Origin of the sequence: Zunongwangia profunda SM-A87, from assembly GCF_000023465.1 — a bacterium.
GTDB classification, from domain to species: Bacteria; Bacteroidota; Bacteroidia; order Flavobacteriales; family Flavobacteriaceae; genus Zunongwangia; species Zunongwangia profunda.
Map to the genome: position 1 here is coordinate 2,210,792 of NC_014041.1, position 17,691 is coordinate 2,228,482.

At 34.8% G+C, this 17,691-nt stretch carries 16 protein-coding genes and 1 pseudogene; 9 read left to right on the plus strand and 8 right to left on the minus strand.

The window, feature by feature from the left end:
- The first annotated feature begins 73 nt into the window (after nucleotides 1-73).
- The 4 genes from ZPR_RS09795 to ZPR_RS09810 are packed head-to-tail and all read left to right on the plus strand — an operon-like array spanning nucleotide 74 to nucleotide 2,201.
- On the plus strand, nucleotides 74-583 hold the full coding sequence (locus tag ZPR_RS09795) for an RNA polymerase sigma factor (protein ID WP_013071492.1): 510 nt from the start codon (nucleotides 74-76) through the stop codon (nucleotides 581-583).
- On the plus strand, nucleotides 570-1,031 hold the full coding sequence (locus ZPR_RS09800) for a hypothetical protein (RefSeq protein WP_013071493.1): 462 nt from the start codon (nucleotides 570-572) through the stop codon (nucleotides 1,029-1,031). The genes ZPR_RS09795 and ZPR_RS09800 overlap by 14 nt, the downstream gene beginning before the upstream one ends.
- A 7-nt stretch (nucleotides 1,032-1,038) precedes the next feature.
- Nucleotides 1,039-1,569 carry a DUF4252 domain-containing protein gene (locus ZPR_RS09805; RefSeq protein ID WP_041578826.1) on the plus strand — a complete coding sequence of 177 codons (531 nt, stop codon included), beginning with the start codon at nucleotides 1,039-1,041 and terminating at the stop codon, nucleotides 1,567-1,569.
- A gap of 5 nt (nucleotides 1,570-1,574) precedes the next feature.
- Complete coding sequence (locus ZPR_RS09810) at nucleotides 1,575-2,201, plus strand: DUF4252 domain-containing protein (protein WP_013071495.1); 627 nt, start codon at nucleotides 1,575-1,577, stop codon at nucleotides 2,199-2,201.
- Nucleotides 2,202-2,267: 66 nt separating this feature from the next.
- Here ZPR_RS09810 and ZPR_RS22510 read toward each other — a convergent pair whose 3' ends face one another.
- From ZPR_RS22510 to ZPR_RS09840, 6 genes and pseudogenes are all read right to left on the minus strand, one after another.
- Nucleotides 2,268-2,912 (minus strand): helix-turn-helix domain-containing protein, encoded by a 645-nt coding sequence (locus tag ZPR_RS22510; RefSeq protein ID WP_013071496.1) that lies wholly within the window; start codon nucleotides 2,910-2,912, stop codon nucleotides 2,268-2,270.
- A gap of 210 nt (nucleotides 2,913-3,122) precedes the next feature.
- A complete protein-coding gene (locus ZPR_RS09820) occupies nucleotides 3,123-4,529 on the minus strand; it encodes an amidohydrolase family protein (RefSeq protein WP_013071497.1) in 1,407 nt (468 codons plus the stop codon).
- Nucleotides 4,530-4,615: 86 nt separating this feature from the next.
- Complete coding sequence (locus ZPR_RS09825) at nucleotides 4,616-5,200, minus strand: GrpB family protein (RefSeq protein ID WP_013071498.1); 585 nt, start codon at nucleotides 5,198-5,200, stop codon at nucleotides 4,616-4,618.
- Between the two features lie 3 nt (nucleotides 5,201-5,203).
- A complete protein-coding gene (locus tag ZPR_RS09830; protein WP_187288273.1) occupies nucleotides 5,204-5,821 on the minus strand; it encodes an RDD family protein in 618 nt (205 codons plus the stop codon).
- 373 nt (nucleotides 5,822-6,194) lie between these two features.
- Nucleotides 6,195-8,066 (minus strand): DUF4139 domain-containing protein, encoded by a 1,872-nt coding sequence (locus ZPR_RS09835; RefSeq protein WP_013071500.1) that lies wholly within the window; start codon nucleotides 8,064-8,066, stop codon nucleotides 6,195-6,197.
- Between the two features lie 153 nt (nucleotides 8,067-8,219).
- Nucleotides 8,220-10,045, minus strand: a pseudogene (locus ZPR_RS09840) (Xaa-Pro dipeptidyl-peptidase).
- Between the two features lie 190 nt (nucleotides 10,046-10,235).
- Between ZPR_RS09840 and epsC the strand changes: the two are divergent.
- The 3 genes from epsC to ZPR_RS09855 all read left to right on the plus strand — a co-directional run bounded on the left by epsC (nucleotide 10,236) and on the right by ZPR_RS09855 (nucleotide 13,520).
- The gene (gene epsC, locus ZPR_RS09845) at nucleotides 10,236-11,030 is read left to right on the plus strand and encodes a serine O-acetyltransferase EpsC (protein WP_013071503.1); all 795 of its coding nucleotides are present in this window, start codon (nucleotides 10,236-10,238) and stop codon (nucleotides 11,028-11,030) included.
- Nucleotides 11,023-11,910, plus strand: coding sequence for a cysteine synthase CysM (gene cysM / locus ZPR_RS09850; RefSeq protein WP_013071504.1), 888 nt, complete (start codon nucleotides 11,023-11,025; stop codon nucleotides 11,908-11,910). Before epsC ends, cysM begins: the two co-directional genes overlap by 8 nt.
- A 95-nt stretch (nucleotides 11,911-12,005) precedes the next feature.
- A complete protein-coding gene (locus tag ZPR_RS09855) occupies nucleotides 12,006-13,520 on the plus strand; it encodes a DEAD/DEAH box helicase (RefSeq protein ID WP_013071505.1) in 1,515 nt (504 codons plus the stop codon).
- 80 nt (nucleotides 13,521-13,600) lie between these two features.
- Here ZPR_RS09855 and ZPR_RS09860 read toward each other — a convergent pair whose 3' ends face one another.
- Nucleotides 13,601-14,329 (minus strand): peptidase associated/transthyretin-like domain-containing protein, encoded by a 729-nt coding sequence (locus ZPR_RS09860; protein WP_013071506.1) that lies wholly within the window; start codon nucleotides 14,327-14,329, stop codon nucleotides 13,601-13,603.
- 276 nt (nucleotides 14,330-14,605) lie between these two features.
- Between ZPR_RS09860 and ZPR_RS09865 the strand changes: the two genes are divergently transcribed.
- Both ZPR_RS09865 and ZPR_RS09870 read left to right on the plus strand, forming a co-directional pair.
- Entirely contained in the window at nucleotides 14,606-14,983 is a 378-nt protein-coding gene (locus tag ZPR_RS09865; RefSeq protein WP_013071507.1) for a BlaI/MecI/CopY family transcriptional regulator, read from the plus strand.
- Nucleotides 14,984-16,405, plus strand: coding sequence for an N-acetylmuramoyl-L-alanine amidase (locus ZPR_RS09870; RefSeq protein ID WP_041578827.1), 1,422 nt, complete (start codon nucleotides 14,984-14,986; stop codon nucleotides 16,403-16,405).
- Between the two features lie 123 nt (nucleotides 16,406-16,528).
- On the opposite strand, the gene ZPR_RS09875 is transcribed toward ZPR_RS09870, so the two are convergent.
- Nucleotides 16,529-17,365, minus strand: a complete 837-nt coding sequence (locus ZPR_RS09875; protein WP_041579940.1) for an OmpA/MotB family protein — start codon at nucleotides 17,363-17,365, stop codon at nucleotides 16,529-16,531.
- Between the last annotated feature and the right edge of the window lie 326 nt (nucleotides 17,366-17,691).

A 17,691-nucleotide genomic window follows, 5' to 3' on the forward strand; every position in this document is an offset into this window, starting at 1 on the left:
AGTTTTGTAACAAAATAAATTGTCGTTCGTCGTAATGATGAAAGGGTAGTAAAAAAAACTAACCATCAATCAAATGAAAGAACAAACATTCTTAAATATTATCAACCCTTTTAAGGATAAGATTTATCGTTTGGCGCTAAGATTGCTTACCTCTAAAGAAGCGGCACAGGATGCCACTCAGGATGTAATCATAAAACTTTGGAAACAAAATGATAAAATCAATGATTATGCCAACGTAGAAGCGTTTGCAATGACGGTTACCAAGAATTATTGTTACGATCAATTAAAGCTGAAGCAAAACAATAATCTTAGGATTGTACATACAAATTATGATAATAACGAAATTTCTGGGCAACGACAACTAGAACTGAAAGATGAAATGCAGTGGATTAACGAAATTTTAAAAACACTACCCGAGCAACAGCAGGCCATTTTTCAGTTAAGAGATGTAGAGCAGTACGAATTTGAAGAGATTTGTAAAATCATGAATATGAAAAATACGGCGGTGCGAGTAGCACTTTCCCGTGCAAGAAAAAAAATTAAAGAAAGTCTTATTAAACAACACAGCTATGGAATTGGATAGAATAGACCTGCTTTTAAAAAAATATGATGCTGCGGAAACCAGCCTTACAGAAGAGCAGGAGCTACAGGAGTATTTTAATAGCGGCCAGGTGGCCGGGCGGCATAAGGCCTATCAGATTATGTTTAGTTTTTCAGCTTTTAGCAGAAAGGAAACTTCAGAGGTCATCCCGCAATTGAAATCAAAAAATCGAAAAACAAAGCTGAAACCACAATCCTGGATGTACGCGGCAGCGATGATCGCTTTGATCTTCAGTATATTTTTCTTTAAAAATCAGGACGCTGATTTAAATTCGGAAGATTTAGGCCAGTTAACTCAGGAAGAAATGGCATATCAGCAAACAAAGCAAACCCTGCAGATGATTTCAAAATTAATGAATGAAGGAAAAGAAGATTTAAAATATTTAAAAGAGTTTAGTAACCCCACACAAAAGATAATCAACAACAAATAACAAAAAAATGAAACGAATAGTAATAATCATAGCCCTTTTTATGGCCCCGTTTTTGGCACAATCGCAGGATTTTGCCAAATATGAAAACATGAAAAACGTCGATGCGATGGTAATGACCAGTAAGATGTTTAAAATGTTATCTAAAGTAGATCTTAGCGAAGGTGATCCTGAAGCTAAAAAATATATGGATATGATCGAAAATCTTAGCGAGATACGATTGTACAAAACAAACACCTCTTCTATAAGAAGTCAAATGGCTAAAGATTTTGAAGCTTACCTGAATAAAGGTTCATTAGACGAATTAATGCGAATTAAGGACTCTGGAAAAAACATTAAATTTTACTCGAAGTCAGATGGAAAAAATGATGATATCGTAAAAGAGCTATTAATGTTTATGGATGGTGACGAAGAAGGAGAACCAATTTCTGTAATCTTAAGGATTACCGGGAAAATCGATCTTACGCAGTTATCCAAATTAACATCAGATCTTAATGTACCAGGAGCAGATCAATTAAAAAATGCAAAATCTAAAAACTAAGAATTATGAGAATCATCAAAACCCTCAGTTTTATAGCAGTAAGTCTTTTGATATTAGCCTGTAATAATGAAAAGACTTTACAGCAATATTATGTAGAAAATCAGGAAGATAGCAAGTTTATTTCTTTAGATATTCCTACCAGTCTTTTTGCTAAATCAGATAATTTAGAACCAGAGCAGCGAAAAACTTTAGAGAGCGTTCGTAAAATAAATGTACTGGCTTATCCTTTAAATGGTGAAAATGACTCTTTTGATGCGGAAAAAGCCGAATTAGAAGAAATTCTTAGTAATGATGAATATCAGTTACTAATGAAATTTGGTAGTAATGATAGAAAGGCGGCACTTTACTTTACCGGTGAAGAAGATGCCATAGACGAAATTGTAGCTTTTGGATATGATCGCGAACGGGGAATGGGAGTCGCCAGAATTTTAGGAAAGGATATGAATCCTCAAAAAATTATGGAGCTTATAAAGTCTCTGGATGGCGAAGATGTTAATGTAGAAGGTTTAAAAGGTTTTGCCGAAATGATGGGAGGAGACTCTGGCAATATTAAAGTAACTACAGACTCGACGAAAGTGCGATCAGGTATCTCTGTAGATGTTGAAGTTGATACGATATCAACAGAAAATTAGTTTGTTGTAATTTAATTAAGTTGAAACAAAAAAGGGAATGCTTAGGCACTCCCTTTTTTAATTTTCTTATCTTATAAAATTGATCTTTATAATATGCCTTAGCTTTTTTTTGGAATGAACTCTAAACGTATTTATTAATACAAGGAATACATTTAATAAGATTATTCCGCTCCAAATATAATTATTATTGATATCTCTTAAATTTTCGATAGCTATATTTAGCATTTGAATCATTGGTTGTAATATAAACGGAATAAAAATTATATTAATAAATAATGGTATTGTAAAAGCAATAATAGTCCATGTAAGCTGAATATTTATAATCGTTTTGGAGAGCTTATCTATTCCCTCGATTTGATCTTTCTTCCAAACCCACATGATAGCAGGGATAAAGCAACTACAAATAAGAACGATTGGAGATGTAGTTCCCAACCATAAAGCAAAAATTAGCGATGATAAAGCAGAAAGGTTTAGTGCTTTAAGATATTGTAAATCGCTAAGAGATTTGGTATTCTTAGAAAGTTCCTCAATGGAAATTCCTAAAGCCTCTGCTACTTTTTTTAGGGAGTCTGCATTTGGTATACGGTCATTGTTTTCCATTCGCTGTATAGTACGTACACTTAAACCCGAATGTTCTGCCAGTGCTTCCTGAGAAAAGCCTTTTAGGATTCTAAAATTTTTAATACGGTTTGATAAATTTTGATTTTCCATAATTGTTCGATTTTTGATTGATTAAATTTTAATTCGATTATCTGTTTACAAATTTACCAGTCAAAATCACGAAACCGCTGGTCATATTAACGACAACTTACTGCCAATTTTATGTAATATGAATGACAAACGGTTTATTTTAGTCATTTTTGATAATATGGTCTTATACTATTGGAACCTTCGAGATAGGATGAGCTTCGGTGCTTAATTTTAAGGGGTAGTTTTTAATTGCTCTAAAGATTTAAAAACTTTTCCGTTTTTAATGACCAAATTGATATTCTTTGTTTCGTCGATATTCTCTAACGGATTAGCATTTAAGATCACCAGATCTGCTTTGTAATTTTCTTTGATCGACCCTATGTTTTCTTTCTTCAAAAATTTTGCTCCATTTAATGCTGAAGTTTGTAAAGCTTGCAAAGGACTAAGCCCGGCCTTTACCAAAGCTTTTAGTTCCTGGTGCAATGAAATTCCCGGATAAACATAAGAATTGAACGCTCCGCAATCTGATCCTGCAAGAAGTTTAACCTTGTTATCTTGAAGATTTTTCACTAGACTCACAAAAGCTGAATCCAATTGTTTTCTGGTTTTCACAACAGCTGCACTTGCATTTAGGGCGCTTTTAATTCGGCCTTCATAGGTCTTGGTGATTCCGTCACCCATGTAATACAAATATTCGTCCTTATCATGATTTTCTTCATCAAGATAGCTAAGGGTGTGGTTAATATGCAAGGTAGGAATTACATATACATCACGTGATTTTAAAGTAGCAAAGGCGGTTTTCGCACTTTCTTTATTATACGTGTGCATTACACGGTCTAAAGATGCCCAAAAACTTGTTTTTCCTGCTATGATATCTTTAGTAATGGCGTCTTCTTCTGCAGAACATGCTTTTAAAACATAATAAAGATGCTCGATACCGTCCATTCCCGCTGCTGTGGTTTCCTCTAAAGTTACGCTAAAAGGCATATGGCCGCTACTTATAAGTTTACGTTTTTCGGCGGCTTTAATTGTTTTTAGATATAATTCACCAGTAAATTTACTATCATATAATTTTACAAAATCGGTTTCTAAAAGCTGTAAAGAATCAAGGGCAGGGGCAATATCTTCTTCAGACGCAATTTCCAGCGACCCCTCCCAACGTGCATTTTTACCATCTAATTTTGGTCCAGATGTATAAATTGTTGGTCCGGCAAGTTGTTTATTAGCGATTTTTTGCTGCCAGTCTAATATCGTACTGGTCATATCTCCACCACATTCCCTAAGGGTTGTTATGCCATTGGCTAAAAATAAAGCAAGAAAATTTTTATTTGCTGAAATTAGCGAATCACCTCCTCTAAAATGTACGTGATTATCCCAAAAACCGGGCAAAAGAAATTTACCAGTACCGTCAATAACCTGAGTAGCTGTTGAGGTATTACTTTGGCTATCACTTATTGCAGAAATAAGATCATTTTTTATAAATACAGTTTTGTTTTGTAAAAGATCACCTTTTTCCAGATCGATGATTTCAATATTAGTAATTGCAAGATCGAAATCTGAATCTTTATCCAGGGGCTCTGGTGTATTTTTGCAGCTTAAAATAGCTAATGTGAGCAGTAAGAGAAGCCTTTTTTTCAAACTAAAAAGTTATGATTAGACATTTGCTTTGTTATTGTAAAGTCGCAGTATCGCGCTTTCATCTCCTAAAAATAGCAAAAATGAAATTAATTGCTTTTAGAAGCTTTCCAAAGCTTAATGATCTTTTTGTTAAATTCGGTTTTACCTAAAACATAGGCGCCTCGATCATTTTTAAACTTGTTGGCAAGCTCAATTTTTAGTTTTTCATAAGCTTCGGCCTTCTTAGGATTGGCGATTAAATAATCTCTAAAGCCTAATTGCTCGCACATGGTATTGGACGAGGGACACATATGTATATGGAAAATCTGCTCCTTTTTACCGTCTGCACGATAGCCTTTGGCAAAAGAACTGTAGGCTTCAATATCTTCACGGGCGGGAACCTCAAAATGAAAATACCCTAAATTTTCAAAATCCTTTATTAGTGCTATATCAAATAAATATTCTGAAGGAATAATGATGAAAATATCGATATATGGCTTAGATTTTATTCCGGAAATAGAGGAGCTGCCAAAATGCTCAATTTTTTGAAGATATTTTGAGTCGATATTCGATAAAATAAGCTTCTTTTCTTTTTCGAAAATAGTTTTCCAGGCTGGATTATGATCTTCCAGATGAATAGGGTATAAGGTATTCCAATCTTCTCGGGTAAATTCGTAGATCGATGATTTCATGATTTAATCTTTAGGATAATATTCTAGATTGATGATTTTCCAGTCTTCTTCGGGCGATTTAGTAAGGTTTACGTTTACTTTTAGATCATGTTCTTTGCCTAAAACAGTGATTTTTAGCTGCGCTTCTCCAGCACCATTTTGCGTTCTTATCGTCCCGCCGGGAAACATTCCGTAATCTTCAATTCCGCCTGTTTCTTCAATTATAGATGAATTTTGTTCAATTTCGGCAATAGAAATATTATAAGAATCAGAGTTTTTTAGCACTGCTGCTGTAAACAAAAGAATAAATGCAAAGAACGAAATAAAAAAAGTGAGGATAATGGCAATTATAGCCAGCAATTTAGGTTTTTTATTGTGCTGAATTACAACCGCTTTCGCAGCTTTGTCCCCTAATCTTCTTTTTTCGTCGTTAGTGGCTAATACGATTGCTTCTACCGGCCAAATAAGTAAAAATATGTTTCGCAAAAATAGCTTGTAATAGGCTGGAGTTTTGCTGTGATCGTGTTCGCTTTTAACAGTAATTCCCATCATCCATTTACCCGGGCTGGTTCCTCTTATACTATCTTTTGAAAGATAAATAAGTATTCCTATAGAGCCGCTTGTTATTATTGAAATTGCCAATTTAAGGGTTTGTTTTTCGTTAGTGAAACCGGTGCCTATCACTAAAAAAAATAATCGAAACTAAAACAAAAGTGAAAAGGAAATGATCAATAACAAAGGCTGCAAATCGACGTTTTCTACTCGCTAATTTAAAATCTGCTGATGTAGGAAGCATGTGGTTAATTTTAACACGAAAATAGTCTGTTTTTATTCAATAGCGATACCAGTTTCTATACTTTCATGATTTGAATTCTACATGCTTATCATGCTGGATTCTTTATCTATATGAGACGGTTATTCTCTTTATTTTGGTAATTGCTATTTGATCTGATGCATTGCCAGGTTTAAGAGATCACCTAATTGGAACAAGGAGGTGTCAAAGAGGCTTTTAAAATCATTCTAGAATAAGGGTTTTACCTTTAGCATATTTTGCAGTATATTTTAAATTGAATTTAATTTCCTGTTTAGGCTCCAGACTAAAATTCCATTGCACTTCACCATTTTCTTCATTAAGATTTCCGTTCGAAAGGTTTTCAGTCGAGATAGAAATATCCTCTGAAGTTGCCACGGGAACCTGATCTAGTACGATCATGTTTATGGATTCTGTCTTATTATTTTTTACTGAAATCTCCCATTCTCTAATTTCTATTTTTTTATTCCCAATAAATTGTTTTTCGGTAAAGTCCTTGATTTTTTGGCGGTTTACAGATACTTTTTTATCAATACCTAAAGAAACTTTTAGCGTATCGGTAATATATCTTACATCCATTAAAGATTTCCCGATGTAGGTGCCTTCAAAAAAAATATTGGCTTCACCTTCCAGAAGATTATATTGTTCCCAGTTATTAATATGTGCAATTAAGAAGGCATCTTTTTGAATTTTAGGAACTGCGTAATACTGGTATTGTGCCGGTAAATCGTAATTTGTCATTTCAACCACATAATTTTTGTTGTCTGAATTTACGGTATAGGGTATTTCAATTTCAAAATCTACCGTGGTTTGATTTTCTTTTTGAACATTAGGAACAGGAATACTTTCGTTTTTCTTCCTGGAACCTATAGAAACGCCAGCAACTTTTCCTGCCAAAGCTCGACTTACATTTTCATTGTTAGCTCCGTATCCTACTACAACCACTTCATCCAACGAGTTTACATCTTCATGTAATACCACATTTATCGTATGGCTATTTGCTGGAATCTCCTGAGTTTCGAAACCAACAAATGTAAAACTTAATCTGCTTTCCTCATTAGGTATAGTTATAGAGTAGTAACCATCAAAATCGGTTACGGTGCCAATGGTAGTTCCTTTAACCATAACATTTACACCAGGTATAGGAGTTTCATCTCTATCTACAACTTTACCACTAACTATATTGTTTGAGAGGTTATAAACAGGAGGTAGCGTGTTATAATCTATATAATAGGTTTTTAATTTTGGAGCCATTCCTGAAGTATTAGGATTGGCCGAAGAAAATTTAAGTTTTACATTTTTCCAATCCACTTTTGTATCCTGTTTTACATTGGCTTTATAAACCAGATTGATAGGTTCGTTTATGTTTTTAGCTCTGATGTCGTAAGACGGAAACCAACCTGCATTTCCCACCAGATAACTAAGTTCTATAGGGAAAGAGGTATTTTGTTTTGTATCGATTTTTACCAAAATTTCACCGTTGGGATATTCTTTTTTACTACTAATTGTATTTATTTGATTTTCAATCCTGGTCTTTTCTTTAACCAATTTTTCAATAGTTCTAACGCGTTCAATTTCATTCAATTTAAGCTCGGTTAATTTTTTTCCGTAGAATTCAGATGCCTGTTGCAAATTAGAAATATTAACCTGTTCACTTTTACCTCCAATATCACGGTTGTCCTGAAGAAAAGCGATTTGTTCGCGAATAATGGACAAATAGGTATTCTCCATTTCCAATTGCCGGTTTATATCAGTGATCTTGTTTTCCATATTTTGTAATTCTGTAGATTTCTTTAATTCGTTCAAAAAGTTTTGTTGATGATTTACAGAAAGTACAGTGATGTTTCCTTCAGCCTTAACCTGAACGCTTTTAGCATCAATAAAGGGGGAGAGATTGGTAAATTTTAGAATAGAAATTCCACTATTAACAGTCACATTTTTATGTCGTACCACCTGGGCGCCTTCCAGGAATACGGTTACTCCACTAACGTCAGTGCTGATTTCTTTTTCGTTATTATTTTGTGCGGTGAGTGGAATAGCCAGAAAAGCTATAAATAAAAGATGGATGATTTTCATAAGTATGATTATATTGACCTATCTAAGATAATAAAATAAGCAAAGGCTAACTGTTCTGGTTAAAACATTTTTTTGGATACACGTTAAGTACTGCTCAAAAAAATAGCCGGAATCTTTCCGGTCATTTTGTATACTGTATACTATGAATATAGATTATTCTAAAGCAGTCTTTAAAGCTGCTTCACCACCAACAACAGGAATACTTACCGAGGTTTCATCCAAGTCTATTGTAAGTTCTGTTCCCGGTTCCGGATGCAATGTGTAGTCCTTGTCACTAGAAAAAATCATTAGCCCAATTTGCTGTCCTTTTGGAATGATTTGATCATCTGGAATTAAGTCGAAACTCATTTCGTAAAATTTCCCCGGTTTTAAAGACTCACTTTCTGTAATCGATTTATAATTTTGAGGATCTGCCCAGCCTCTGGTAATAATATTGTCTGTGATCTTTGAATTTCGACCTTCTGTCCATGGTAAAGAAACCATCCAAACCGAAAGGTTTGCTGCTGGTTTGCTGCTCGCTAGTTTTATTTTTATTGTTGAAATTCCTGAAAGATGAATATTTTCTTTTAAAGGAGGCGTCACAAAAAGTAAACGGTGATCTGTATATTCAGCCTGTGCCAGCGTTTCACCACTAAATGAATAATTATCAATTAGTGTTTCTTTGCCTTGATTATTTTGTTTTTCGAAGCTAAGTCCGCCGGTTTTAGGAGCCCCTTTGCTTAAGTACAAAGTAACATTTTTAGCTTCTGGATTAGGATAGTTAGCATAAGGGGTGGGTTCCAGACGATCATCATTTTCCCTAACAATCCATGCTTTGGGATCGCCTTCAACCCCATTGTCGATACCAAATAAAAAATGTGTAAACCAACGATTCATCATACTTAGAGGTGGTGGCCCGCCGTGACCGTTTTGATGGTAATAGATTTGGGTAGGAAGGCCCATTTCTTCTGCTTTTTTATAGATACGGTAGCTATGTTCTGGCATTACATTCCAATCATTAAATCCGTGAGACATGAGCAAAGCCGCTTTCATGGGTTTCATATCATTTAAATAATCACGACCAGCCCAAAAATCGTTATAATCACCGGTAATTCTATCCAGGTTATTTCTCATTTCGATATCACGAACAGTTTTGTTGCTGTAGGCTCTTTTTGATTCATCACCACTATGAATAAAATCATAAAGTACATCGATGTCTTCACCAAGATAGCCGCCGGGAGACCGTACAAGGCCGTTAGAGCGATAATAATGATAATAGGAAGTATTAGGTGCCACAGGAATTATAGCTTCTAATCCTTCAACTCCGGTTGTAGCGGCAGCAAGTGGGATGGTTCCGTTATAAGAAGTGCCGGTCATTCCAACTTTACCGGTAGACCAGTAAGCTTTTACTTCTTCATTTCCGGTACGCTCGGTATAGCCTTTTGCGCGGCCATTTAACCAATCGATTACTGCTTTTGGGGCCAGGGATTCGTTATCCCCCCAACAGTAGGCGAACCATCAGAAGGTCCGGTACCTGGAGAAGACGAATGCACCACGATATAGCCACGTGGTACCCAGGTTTCGATTTGCGAATTCGAGATGATTGGGCGTTCGCCACGTCTTACCACTTCAGGGTGTACCCGTTCTTTTGGAGCTTCCCCAAGTTCATGGTTTACATCCCAAAAAATACCTTCAGCAAAACCTGCTGTACCGGCATAGTATGGGCTTGATTCATAAATAATAGGAAGTTTTAAGCCTTCAGTTTCGGTTTGCATTGGACGAGTTACATCTACGTGCATACGGTCTGGTTTTCCATCGCCATCGGTATCAAATTCTGTTTCCACCCAAAGGTCATGTCGAATCCATTTAGAACCATCTTCAAATTCTGGTACGATTTGGGCTTCTCCGTCTTTAAAAATCGGTTTTACTTTTTCCTGCGCCAGCGATAAGCTAGTGATCAAGGAGACTATCCAGAAAAAAGCGATGTGTTTTTTAATCATTTTACTAAGCTAATTATTTGAGGTTTTTGATGAATTAATTTTTATAAATATAACCATTTAGCTCTTTATGTTATTTTTAATATATAAGCTTAAACCAACAATTCCGATAGGGAATACTGAAAGCTTTAAGATATTCGCTCGACTATTGCAATCTTAATCCTTATTTTTGAAGTAAAATTGTGAGACAAAAATGAATCTGGATACTGTAATTAAAGAGATAAAAAACAATAAAAAATTACCGAATCTTAAGTTTGAAATTAAAGAAAGAACAGAAGCTTTTACCAAACATTTGTTCTACACTTTATTTGATGAAGATACTGAAGTAGAGGAAAACATTAAGAAATTAGGACAGGAATTTGAAACACTTGCAGATCTTGTTTGTTGGAAACCTAATACGCCTTGTAGAAATATTTGGGAAGAGTATATAGAAAAACTCCCGGAAATTCTTCAAAAATTAAATGCAGATGCACGTGCCATTGCGGAAAATGATCCTGCTGCAAATTCGGTTGAAGAAGTTTGTCTCTCTTATCCCGGTTTTTTTGCCATCGCCATTTATAGGTTAAGTCACGAGTTTTACCAGTTTGGGTTACCGCTGGTACCGAGATTAATGACCGAGTGTGCGCATAACTTAACAGGAACGGATATTAATCCCGGGGCCAAAATTGGCGTGCCCTTTTTTATCGACCATGCAACCGGAGTAGTCATTGGGGAAACTGCGATTATTAAAGACAATGTAAAAATTTATCAGGGAGTAACCCTGGGAGCTTTATATGTAGATCGAAATCTACGCAAATTAAAACGTCATCCAACCATAGAAGATAATGTGACCATATATGCCAACGCCACTATTCTTGGTGGTGAAACGGTAATTGGTGCGAATAGCGTTATAGGTGGGAATGTTTGGTTAACCAAATCTGTTCCTGCAAATTCCATGGTTTCCCATACACCGCAAATTAATATTAAAAATACAGCTCAACATGAGTAAATCAATATTTAGATTAATAGGAAATACACCTTTAGTCGAAGCCAGAACGCTGGTTGAAAATCCGAAAGTAAAATTATATTTTAAGCTAGAAGGACAAAATCCGGGCGGTAGTGTAAAGGATCGTGCAGCTTATAATATGATCAAAAGTGCACTGGATCGAGGAGAAATTAACGAAAATACTAAATTGATTGAAGCAACCAGCGGGAATACAGGAATTGCTTTGGCAATGATTGCTTCGATGTTTAAACTAGATATCGAATTGGTGATGCCAGAAAACGCCACCAAAGAACGGGTGCAAACCATGCGGGCATATGGAGCAAAAGTAACTTTAACCAGTGCTAAGGATGGTATTGAAGGTAGTAGGGATTATGCCGAAGCTAAAGTTGAAAACGAAGGCTATTTTATGTTTAACCAGTTTAGTAATGAGGATAACTGGAAAGCGCATTACAAAACTACAGGTCCAGAAATTTGGAAAGATACCAATCATAAAGTGACTCATTTTGTTTCGAGCATGGGAACTACAGGCACTATTATGGGAACTTCAACATATTTAAAAGAGCAAAATAAAAATATTCAGATTGTTGGGGTGCAACCTACGGATAATTCCAGTATTCCAGGAATCAGAAAATGGCCCAAAGCCTATCTTCCCAAAATATTTGATGAATCTAAAGTAGATCAGGTGATCGAGGTTAGTGAAACCGAAGCCCGGGAAATGACTAAACGCCTGGCAAAAGAAGAAGGGATTTTTGCCGGAATGAGTAGTGGGGGGGCCACAGCCGCCGCAATAAAATTATGTAATTCTTTAGAAGAAGGAGTGATTGTAAGCATTATTTGCGATCGCGGCGACCGTTATCTTTCTTCAGATTTGTTTGAAGATTAAAGAATTATGCACCAAATCTCGATTTCTGGGCATATAATTTCTATAAACCTGAAAAATGCGCTATTTTTGCAAAATTGCAGATTAAAACAGGGTATATGGAAGTTTCAGATTTAGGAATTAGCGAGAAGAAGGTAGATAAGCAACTTTATGGCTACCAGCAGAATGATATAGATAAGATTTTTAGTGTTATAGATGAACATCCAGAGCACTATAATCTTTTATATCAGTTACCTACTGGTGGAGGGAAAACGGTAATCTTTTCTGAAATCGTAAGGGAATATATTCAGCGTACCGAAAAGAAAGTGCTTATCCTAACACACCGGATCGAGCTTTGTAAGCAAACCAATAAAATGCTTACCGATTTTGGGGTTAAGAATAAAATTATAAATAGTAAAGTAAAAGAACTACCAGATCAACATGACTACATGTGTTTTGTAGCAATGGTAGAGACTTTAAATAACCGTCTTCATGATGATAAACTAGATCTTGAAGATATTGGGATGGTAATTATCGATGAGGCACATTACAACAGTTTTAGAAAACTATTTAAGTTTTTTGAAAAGTGTTTTATCCTTGGTGTAACGGCAACTCCGCTTAGTTCCAATATTAAATTACCAATGAAGGATAATTACCGCGAATTGATCGTTGGTGATTCTATTTCTTCGTTAATAGAGAAAGGCTTTTTAGCGCGTGCAAATATTTACAGCTATAATGTAGGACTATCAGCTTTAAAAGTGGGTATGAACGGAGATTATACCGTAAAATCTTCGGAAGAGTTGTACACGAATATGTCTATGCAGGAGAAGCTTTTAAATGCTTATTTAGAGCGCTCTAAAGGAAAGAAAACTCTTATCTTTAATAATGGTATTAATACTTCAGTAGAAGTTTATTATACCTTTAAACAGGCAGGGTATAATATTCGACATCTTGATAATACCACCAGCAAACAAGACCGTAAAGAGATTTTAAAGTGGTTTAAACATACGCCAGATGCTATTGTAACTTCGGTAAGTATCTTAACGACCGGTTTTGATGAGCCAACGGTAGATACCATTATTCTTAATCGCGCGACAAAATCCCTAACGCTGTATTTCCAGATGATTGGTCGTGGATCACGTGTTTTACCAGCTAAAAAGGAGTTTAACGTGATCGATCTTGGTAATAATATGGCACGTTTTGGACACTGGAGCGCACCGGTAGACTGGAAACAGATTTTCCGTTCGCCAGATTTCTATTTTGAAAATCTATTGAGTGATGAGGAAATTGAGCGTGAGTTTAAGTATGAAATGCCACCGGAACTACGCCAGCAATTCGCAAATTCTGATAGTGTAGATTTTGATGTTGAAGCGGCCTATGACGATGTTATAAAACGCGGACTTAAATCGAAGGCGGTATTGGAATGGTCTATGGAACAACATGTGAAAATGTGTGTGGAGAATAGTGAGGATGTGTTCGACGCCCGGATTTTAGCAAAAGAATTAAAGGATGATATTTCTTCCAGAATTAAGCAATATTCGTATTGTATTTCTAAAAGTACTAAGAATTACCGCGACTGGTTAGAAGAAGATTATTCCAGAAAATTAAGAATGGCGATTAATAAAGAATTTTAGTCAGTTTTATATAAAATCAATAAAATCCCTCGCAAAACGAGGGATTTTTATTTTTTAATGCTCTTGATTAAAGCTGTTAACTATTGCTTAGAAAGTACTTCTTCCCGGTATTCTCTGGCAGATTCCTTTAATCTTTCAATAAAGTCTAAAGTTTGATTTTCTTCCAAAAGTGCTGAAGTATAATTTTTCGTCTGCAAATAATTAAAAAACATGTTATGGTATTTTTTTGGAATCAAAAGTTCATTCGTTAAGAATTCTGTATTGAAAAGCTCGTCGTTTTTAAAAATGGCTTCAAAATCTTCAAATCTTAATGGGTAGGTTGCTTTAGTAGTTATTTGCGCTTTCTTTTTCTTTGGGAATAAAAGTCCGGCGAGATAACGCGGTACTTCAAGTAAGTTGCCATTGCTTGGTCTGTATGAAATCGGGTTTTTAGTAATATCATTTTGTATCCCTTTAAGTAATTGATCATCCAATTGCGCTACCGGGGTCTTAAAAATTTTACCGCCAGTAAGTTTTACTTCTTCCAGACTATTTGTTTTTAATTCGACCACTACGGTTTCTTCAAAATGCTTTTGTTCTACTATAAAACTGTAAGCTTCGTAAGCGATAGAGGAAAAACGAATGCTGTCGCCTATAACAGCAGAAATTGAAAACTTACCATCCTGGTTTGTTTCCACAAAAAAACCTTTCGATTTATTTTCTACTTTAAAATTAGGAACGATTCCCTCGCTATTATAAACATATCCGCTTATTTTTTGCGCATTAATCGTACTACTGCAAATAATCAATAACCAGAAAACATACTTCATTTTAATCTTTTTATAGTTTTTTCTTCAAAATTCTACATCTGGATTAGATATTTTCAAAATCTCTGGAGCTATAAATCTTAAGAAGCTTTGTATACTTTGGTATAATAATCATGGAAGGGATGATGGATGAATTTCTATAACGTTGGGTTTGTAAAATTATTGGGTTAAACCTAAAATTTGAGTAATTAAAATGATTCAATGACGAATATTTTCGAGAACTAACTAATTATTAAATTTTATTACTACATTTGTAGTATATAAACTACTAATGTAGCAATGAAACAATTCTCTAAATCTGAATTACAGATCATGAAATACCTTTGGGCTATTGAGAAGGGATTTCTTAAAGATATTGTAGATCAATTTCCAGATCCGGCACCAGCTTACACTACGATTTCAACATTGATCTCGAGGATGGTTAAGAAAGGATACATAGGTTTTGAAAAATATGGGCGTGATAAACAATATTATCCCAAAATCACCAAAACCGAATACTTTAAAAATCATTTTAAAGAGATTGTTTCTGGATTTTTCAATAATTCGAGTTCTCAATTCGCTTCGTTTTTTACAAAGAATTCAGATTTAAGCTTAGAAGAACTTAGAGAGTTAGAAAGTATTCTTCAGGAAAAAATAAAAGATAAAAAGCAGCAGTAAATGATCACATATTCAATAATAAGTATTCTTAGTTTAAGCTTGTGCTACTTCATTTATCTAGCTTTTGTTAAAACTAAAAATCATCAATTTAGCAGATTCTTTTTACTGCTTATTTTGGTGGGAGGCTTAAGCGCTCCTTTACTGCCTATCTCAAACTTATTTGAAAGTAATCTACCACCCATAAATTTTGATTTTAATGCTGAAGAAATATTCTCAGAACATTCAGGAGAATGGAAAAGTGCAGCATCAAATGATTTAGGTAGCGAAAAAACTTTAATTCCTTCCGAAGAAAATAAACCGAATTCATTAAACATCTTATCGATCATTTTCGGTCTAATTACCACTATTTTCATCTTACGCTTTACCTGGAATTTATCGCTTATTTATAGAAAAGTAAAAGTTTCAGATTTCGAAAAACAAGGGAAATACAGCGTTCTCATTTCCAGGGTTAATGACGAATCTTTTAGCTTTTTCAACTATATTTTTATTGAGGATGAAAAAAATGAAATAACCCTAGAATACATTTTAACCCACGAGAAGGCCCATGCAGATCAGCTTCATTCCGTAGATCTGATAATTGTTAAAATTTTGCTATGTTTCTTCTGGTTTAATCCTGCATTATGGTTTTTAAAGAAAGAAATTATTCAAAATCATGAGTTTTTAGCAGACAAAGCAGTTTTAAAACAAGGCTTTGAAAGAAGCGATTATGCATCAACGATATTTAATTTTTGCCGGTCGAAACGAACTAGTCTGGCCAGTTCATTTAGTTTTATCAATACCAAAAAACGAATTACCATGATTTACAAACATCACCCATCAAAAACGAAATTATTATTAAATCTATTTTCAGCATTAATTTTATTTGCTGCAGTATTAGTTTTCAGCTCTTTTGCCGCAGAAAAGAGTAATCCTAAATTTGTGGTGCTTTTAGACGCCGGGCATGGCGGGATAGACCCGGGAAATCTTCGGCACGGAATTCTAGAAAAAGATATCAATTTAAAATTAGCTTTGGCCTTAGAAAAATTAAGTGATCGCAAGGTAGAAATTCGACTACTTAGAGATAAAGATGAATTTATAGATCTAAACCAGCGCTTAGAAATTGCGAAGACCAGTGATGCAGACCTTTTGCTAAGTTTGCACCTGAGTGCCGGAGATAAACATGGAGTTCAGGGATTTTACAATCCAGAGAGCAGTAGTGCGGCAGAATCTAAAGAAATTGCTGCAGATTTGGTTGCCATTTTTCAGAATAAGGCTTCAAAAATTAATGAAGCAAAATTTATAATCTTACAAGGCACAAAACCTTCCGTATTGCTAGAAGTGGGAGATCTTGCGAATAATGAAAATTTAAATTCTAAAGTAGGTCAGGAAGAAATCGCAAGAAATCTTTTTAAAAGCCTGAAAACCATTGCTGAAAATCGATAACATTAGGTATGAATTTATATTCATCAAATGTAAAAAAGGCGAAACCATATGGTTTCGCCTTTTTTAAACAAAATAAACTTTTTATTTATGGACTTCAATAAAAGCCTTTTGCAATTTGTCAGATTATATTTCTCCTTCAGAATCTAACATTGCAAAGAATTTATCAAGATTAGGTATAACAACAATTCTTGTTCTTCTATTCTTGGCCATATTGTCTTTAGAAGTGTTTTCAACTAATGGGGAATAGCTACTTCTACCGGCAGCGATAAGTTTAGCTCCGTCTACATCATACTTATCCTGTAATTGTCTAACAACGGCCGTTGCTCTTCGTACACTAAGGTCCCAGTTATCTTCTAACCATGAATCTTCAACCATTGTACGATTATCGGTATGACCTTCTACCATAACCTCCATAGAGGGTTCGCTATTAATTACTTCAGCAAGCTTTTTAAGTAGTGGTTGTGCATCATTCGATAACCTGTAGCTACCGCTTCTAAATAATAATTTATCTGATACATTAATCATCACTACTGTTTTATCTACGGTGATATCTACATCGTCACCGTCCTTACCTTCCGTAATCTCATTTTTAAGATTATAAGAAATGGCCGCGTTAATAGAATCCTCTAATGTTTCTACCCCTTCAAGCTCAGATGCATCCATTTTAGCAATGGTTTTTCTCATGCGATCTTTCGTCTTATTAGACATAGCAGTTACATCATTCATTTCTAATTTTTCATCGTTAGATGATCTAAGCGAGTTAATTTTCGCATTGTAATCTGCAACTCGTGCTTCGATGGCAGCATATTTTTCTTCAATTTCTTCTTTTTCTACTCTGGTTTTTTGAAGGGTACTTTTGGTATTGTCAAGCTCACCCTCTAATGCTACATATTTCTTTTTAGAAACACATGAGGCCAATAGGGCCGTTGAAAAAACTGTTACAGCTAAACTTCTTCTCATTTTTATCATTATTTAAGTAGTTAATAGTTTAATAAAACGCCCAACGTTTCCGTCAAACAATGGCCTAAAACAACGCAGAATTTTATTAGATAATTTAGTTTTAAGCATATTTAACGCGTTATTAAACTTTTTTCACATTTAGCTTTCTGAGCCTTCAAAAACTTGCCCAAATTTTTGTTCCTATAGTTTAATTAGTCTGTAAGTCCTTTGTTTATTAGGCTCTTACTGTTGTTTATAGAAAATTTTTATTTTTATAAATTGTCTATCCATAAAAAATAAAGTGATGAAAATTTCTAAACTTGTGTAGAATTTGTTCCACAGATGGG

Bases quoted from the DNA above. Each gene is read 5' to 3' on its own strand.
- ZPR_RS09795 (WP_013071492.1), top strand. From the start codon at position 74: ATGAAAGAACAAACATTCTTAAATATTATCAACCCTTTTAAGGATAAG.
- ZPR_RS09800 (WP_013071493.1), top strand. From the start codon at position 570: ATGGAATTGGATAGAATAGACCTGCTTTTAAAAAAATATGATGCTGCG.
- ZPR_RS09805 (WP_041578826.1), top strand. From the start codon at position 1,039: ATGAAACGAATAGTAATAATCATAGCCCTTTTTATGGCCCCGTTTTTG.
- ZPR_RS09810 (WP_013071495.1), top strand. From the start codon at position 1,575: ATGAGAATCATCAAAACCCTCAGTTTTATAGCAGTAAGTCTTTTGATA.
- ZPR_RS22510 (WP_013071496.1), bottom strand. From the start codon at position 2,912: ATGGAAAATCAAAATTTATCAAACCGTATTAAAAATTTTAGAATCCTA.
- ZPR_RS09825 (WP_013071498.1), bottom strand. From the start codon at position 5,200: ATGAAATCATCGATCTACGAATTTACCCGAGAAGATTGGAATACCTTA.
- ZPR_RS09835 (WP_013071500.1), bottom strand. From the start codon at position 8,066: ATGAAAATCATCCATCTTTTATTTATAGCTTTTCTGGCTATTCCACTC.
- epsC (WP_013071503.1), top strand. From the start codon at position 10,236: ATGAATCTGGATACTGTAATTAAAGAGATAAAAAACAATAAAAAATTA.
- cysM (WP_013071504.1), top strand. From the start codon at position 11,023: ATGAGTAAATCAATATTTAGATTAATAGGAAATACACCTTTAGTCGAA.
- ZPR_RS09855 (WP_013071505.1), top strand. From the start codon at position 12,006: ATGGAAGTTTCAGATTTAGGAATTAGCGAGAAGAAGGTAGATAAGCAA.
- ZPR_RS09860 (WP_013071506.1), bottom strand. From the start codon at position 14,329: ATGAAGTATGTTTTCTGGTTATTGATTATTTGCAGTAGTACGATTAAT.
- ZPR_RS09865 (WP_013071507.1), top strand. From the start codon at position 14,606: ATGAAACAATTCTCTAAATCTGAATTACAGATCATGAAATACCTTTGG.
- ZPR_RS09870 (WP_041578827.1), top strand. From the start codon at position 14,984: ATGATCACATATTCAATAATAAGTATTCTTAGTTTAAGCTTGTGCTAC.
- ZPR_RS09875 (WP_041579940.1), bottom strand. From the start codon at position 17,365: ATGAGAAGAAGTTTAGCTGTAACAGTTTTTTCAACGGCCCTATTGGCC.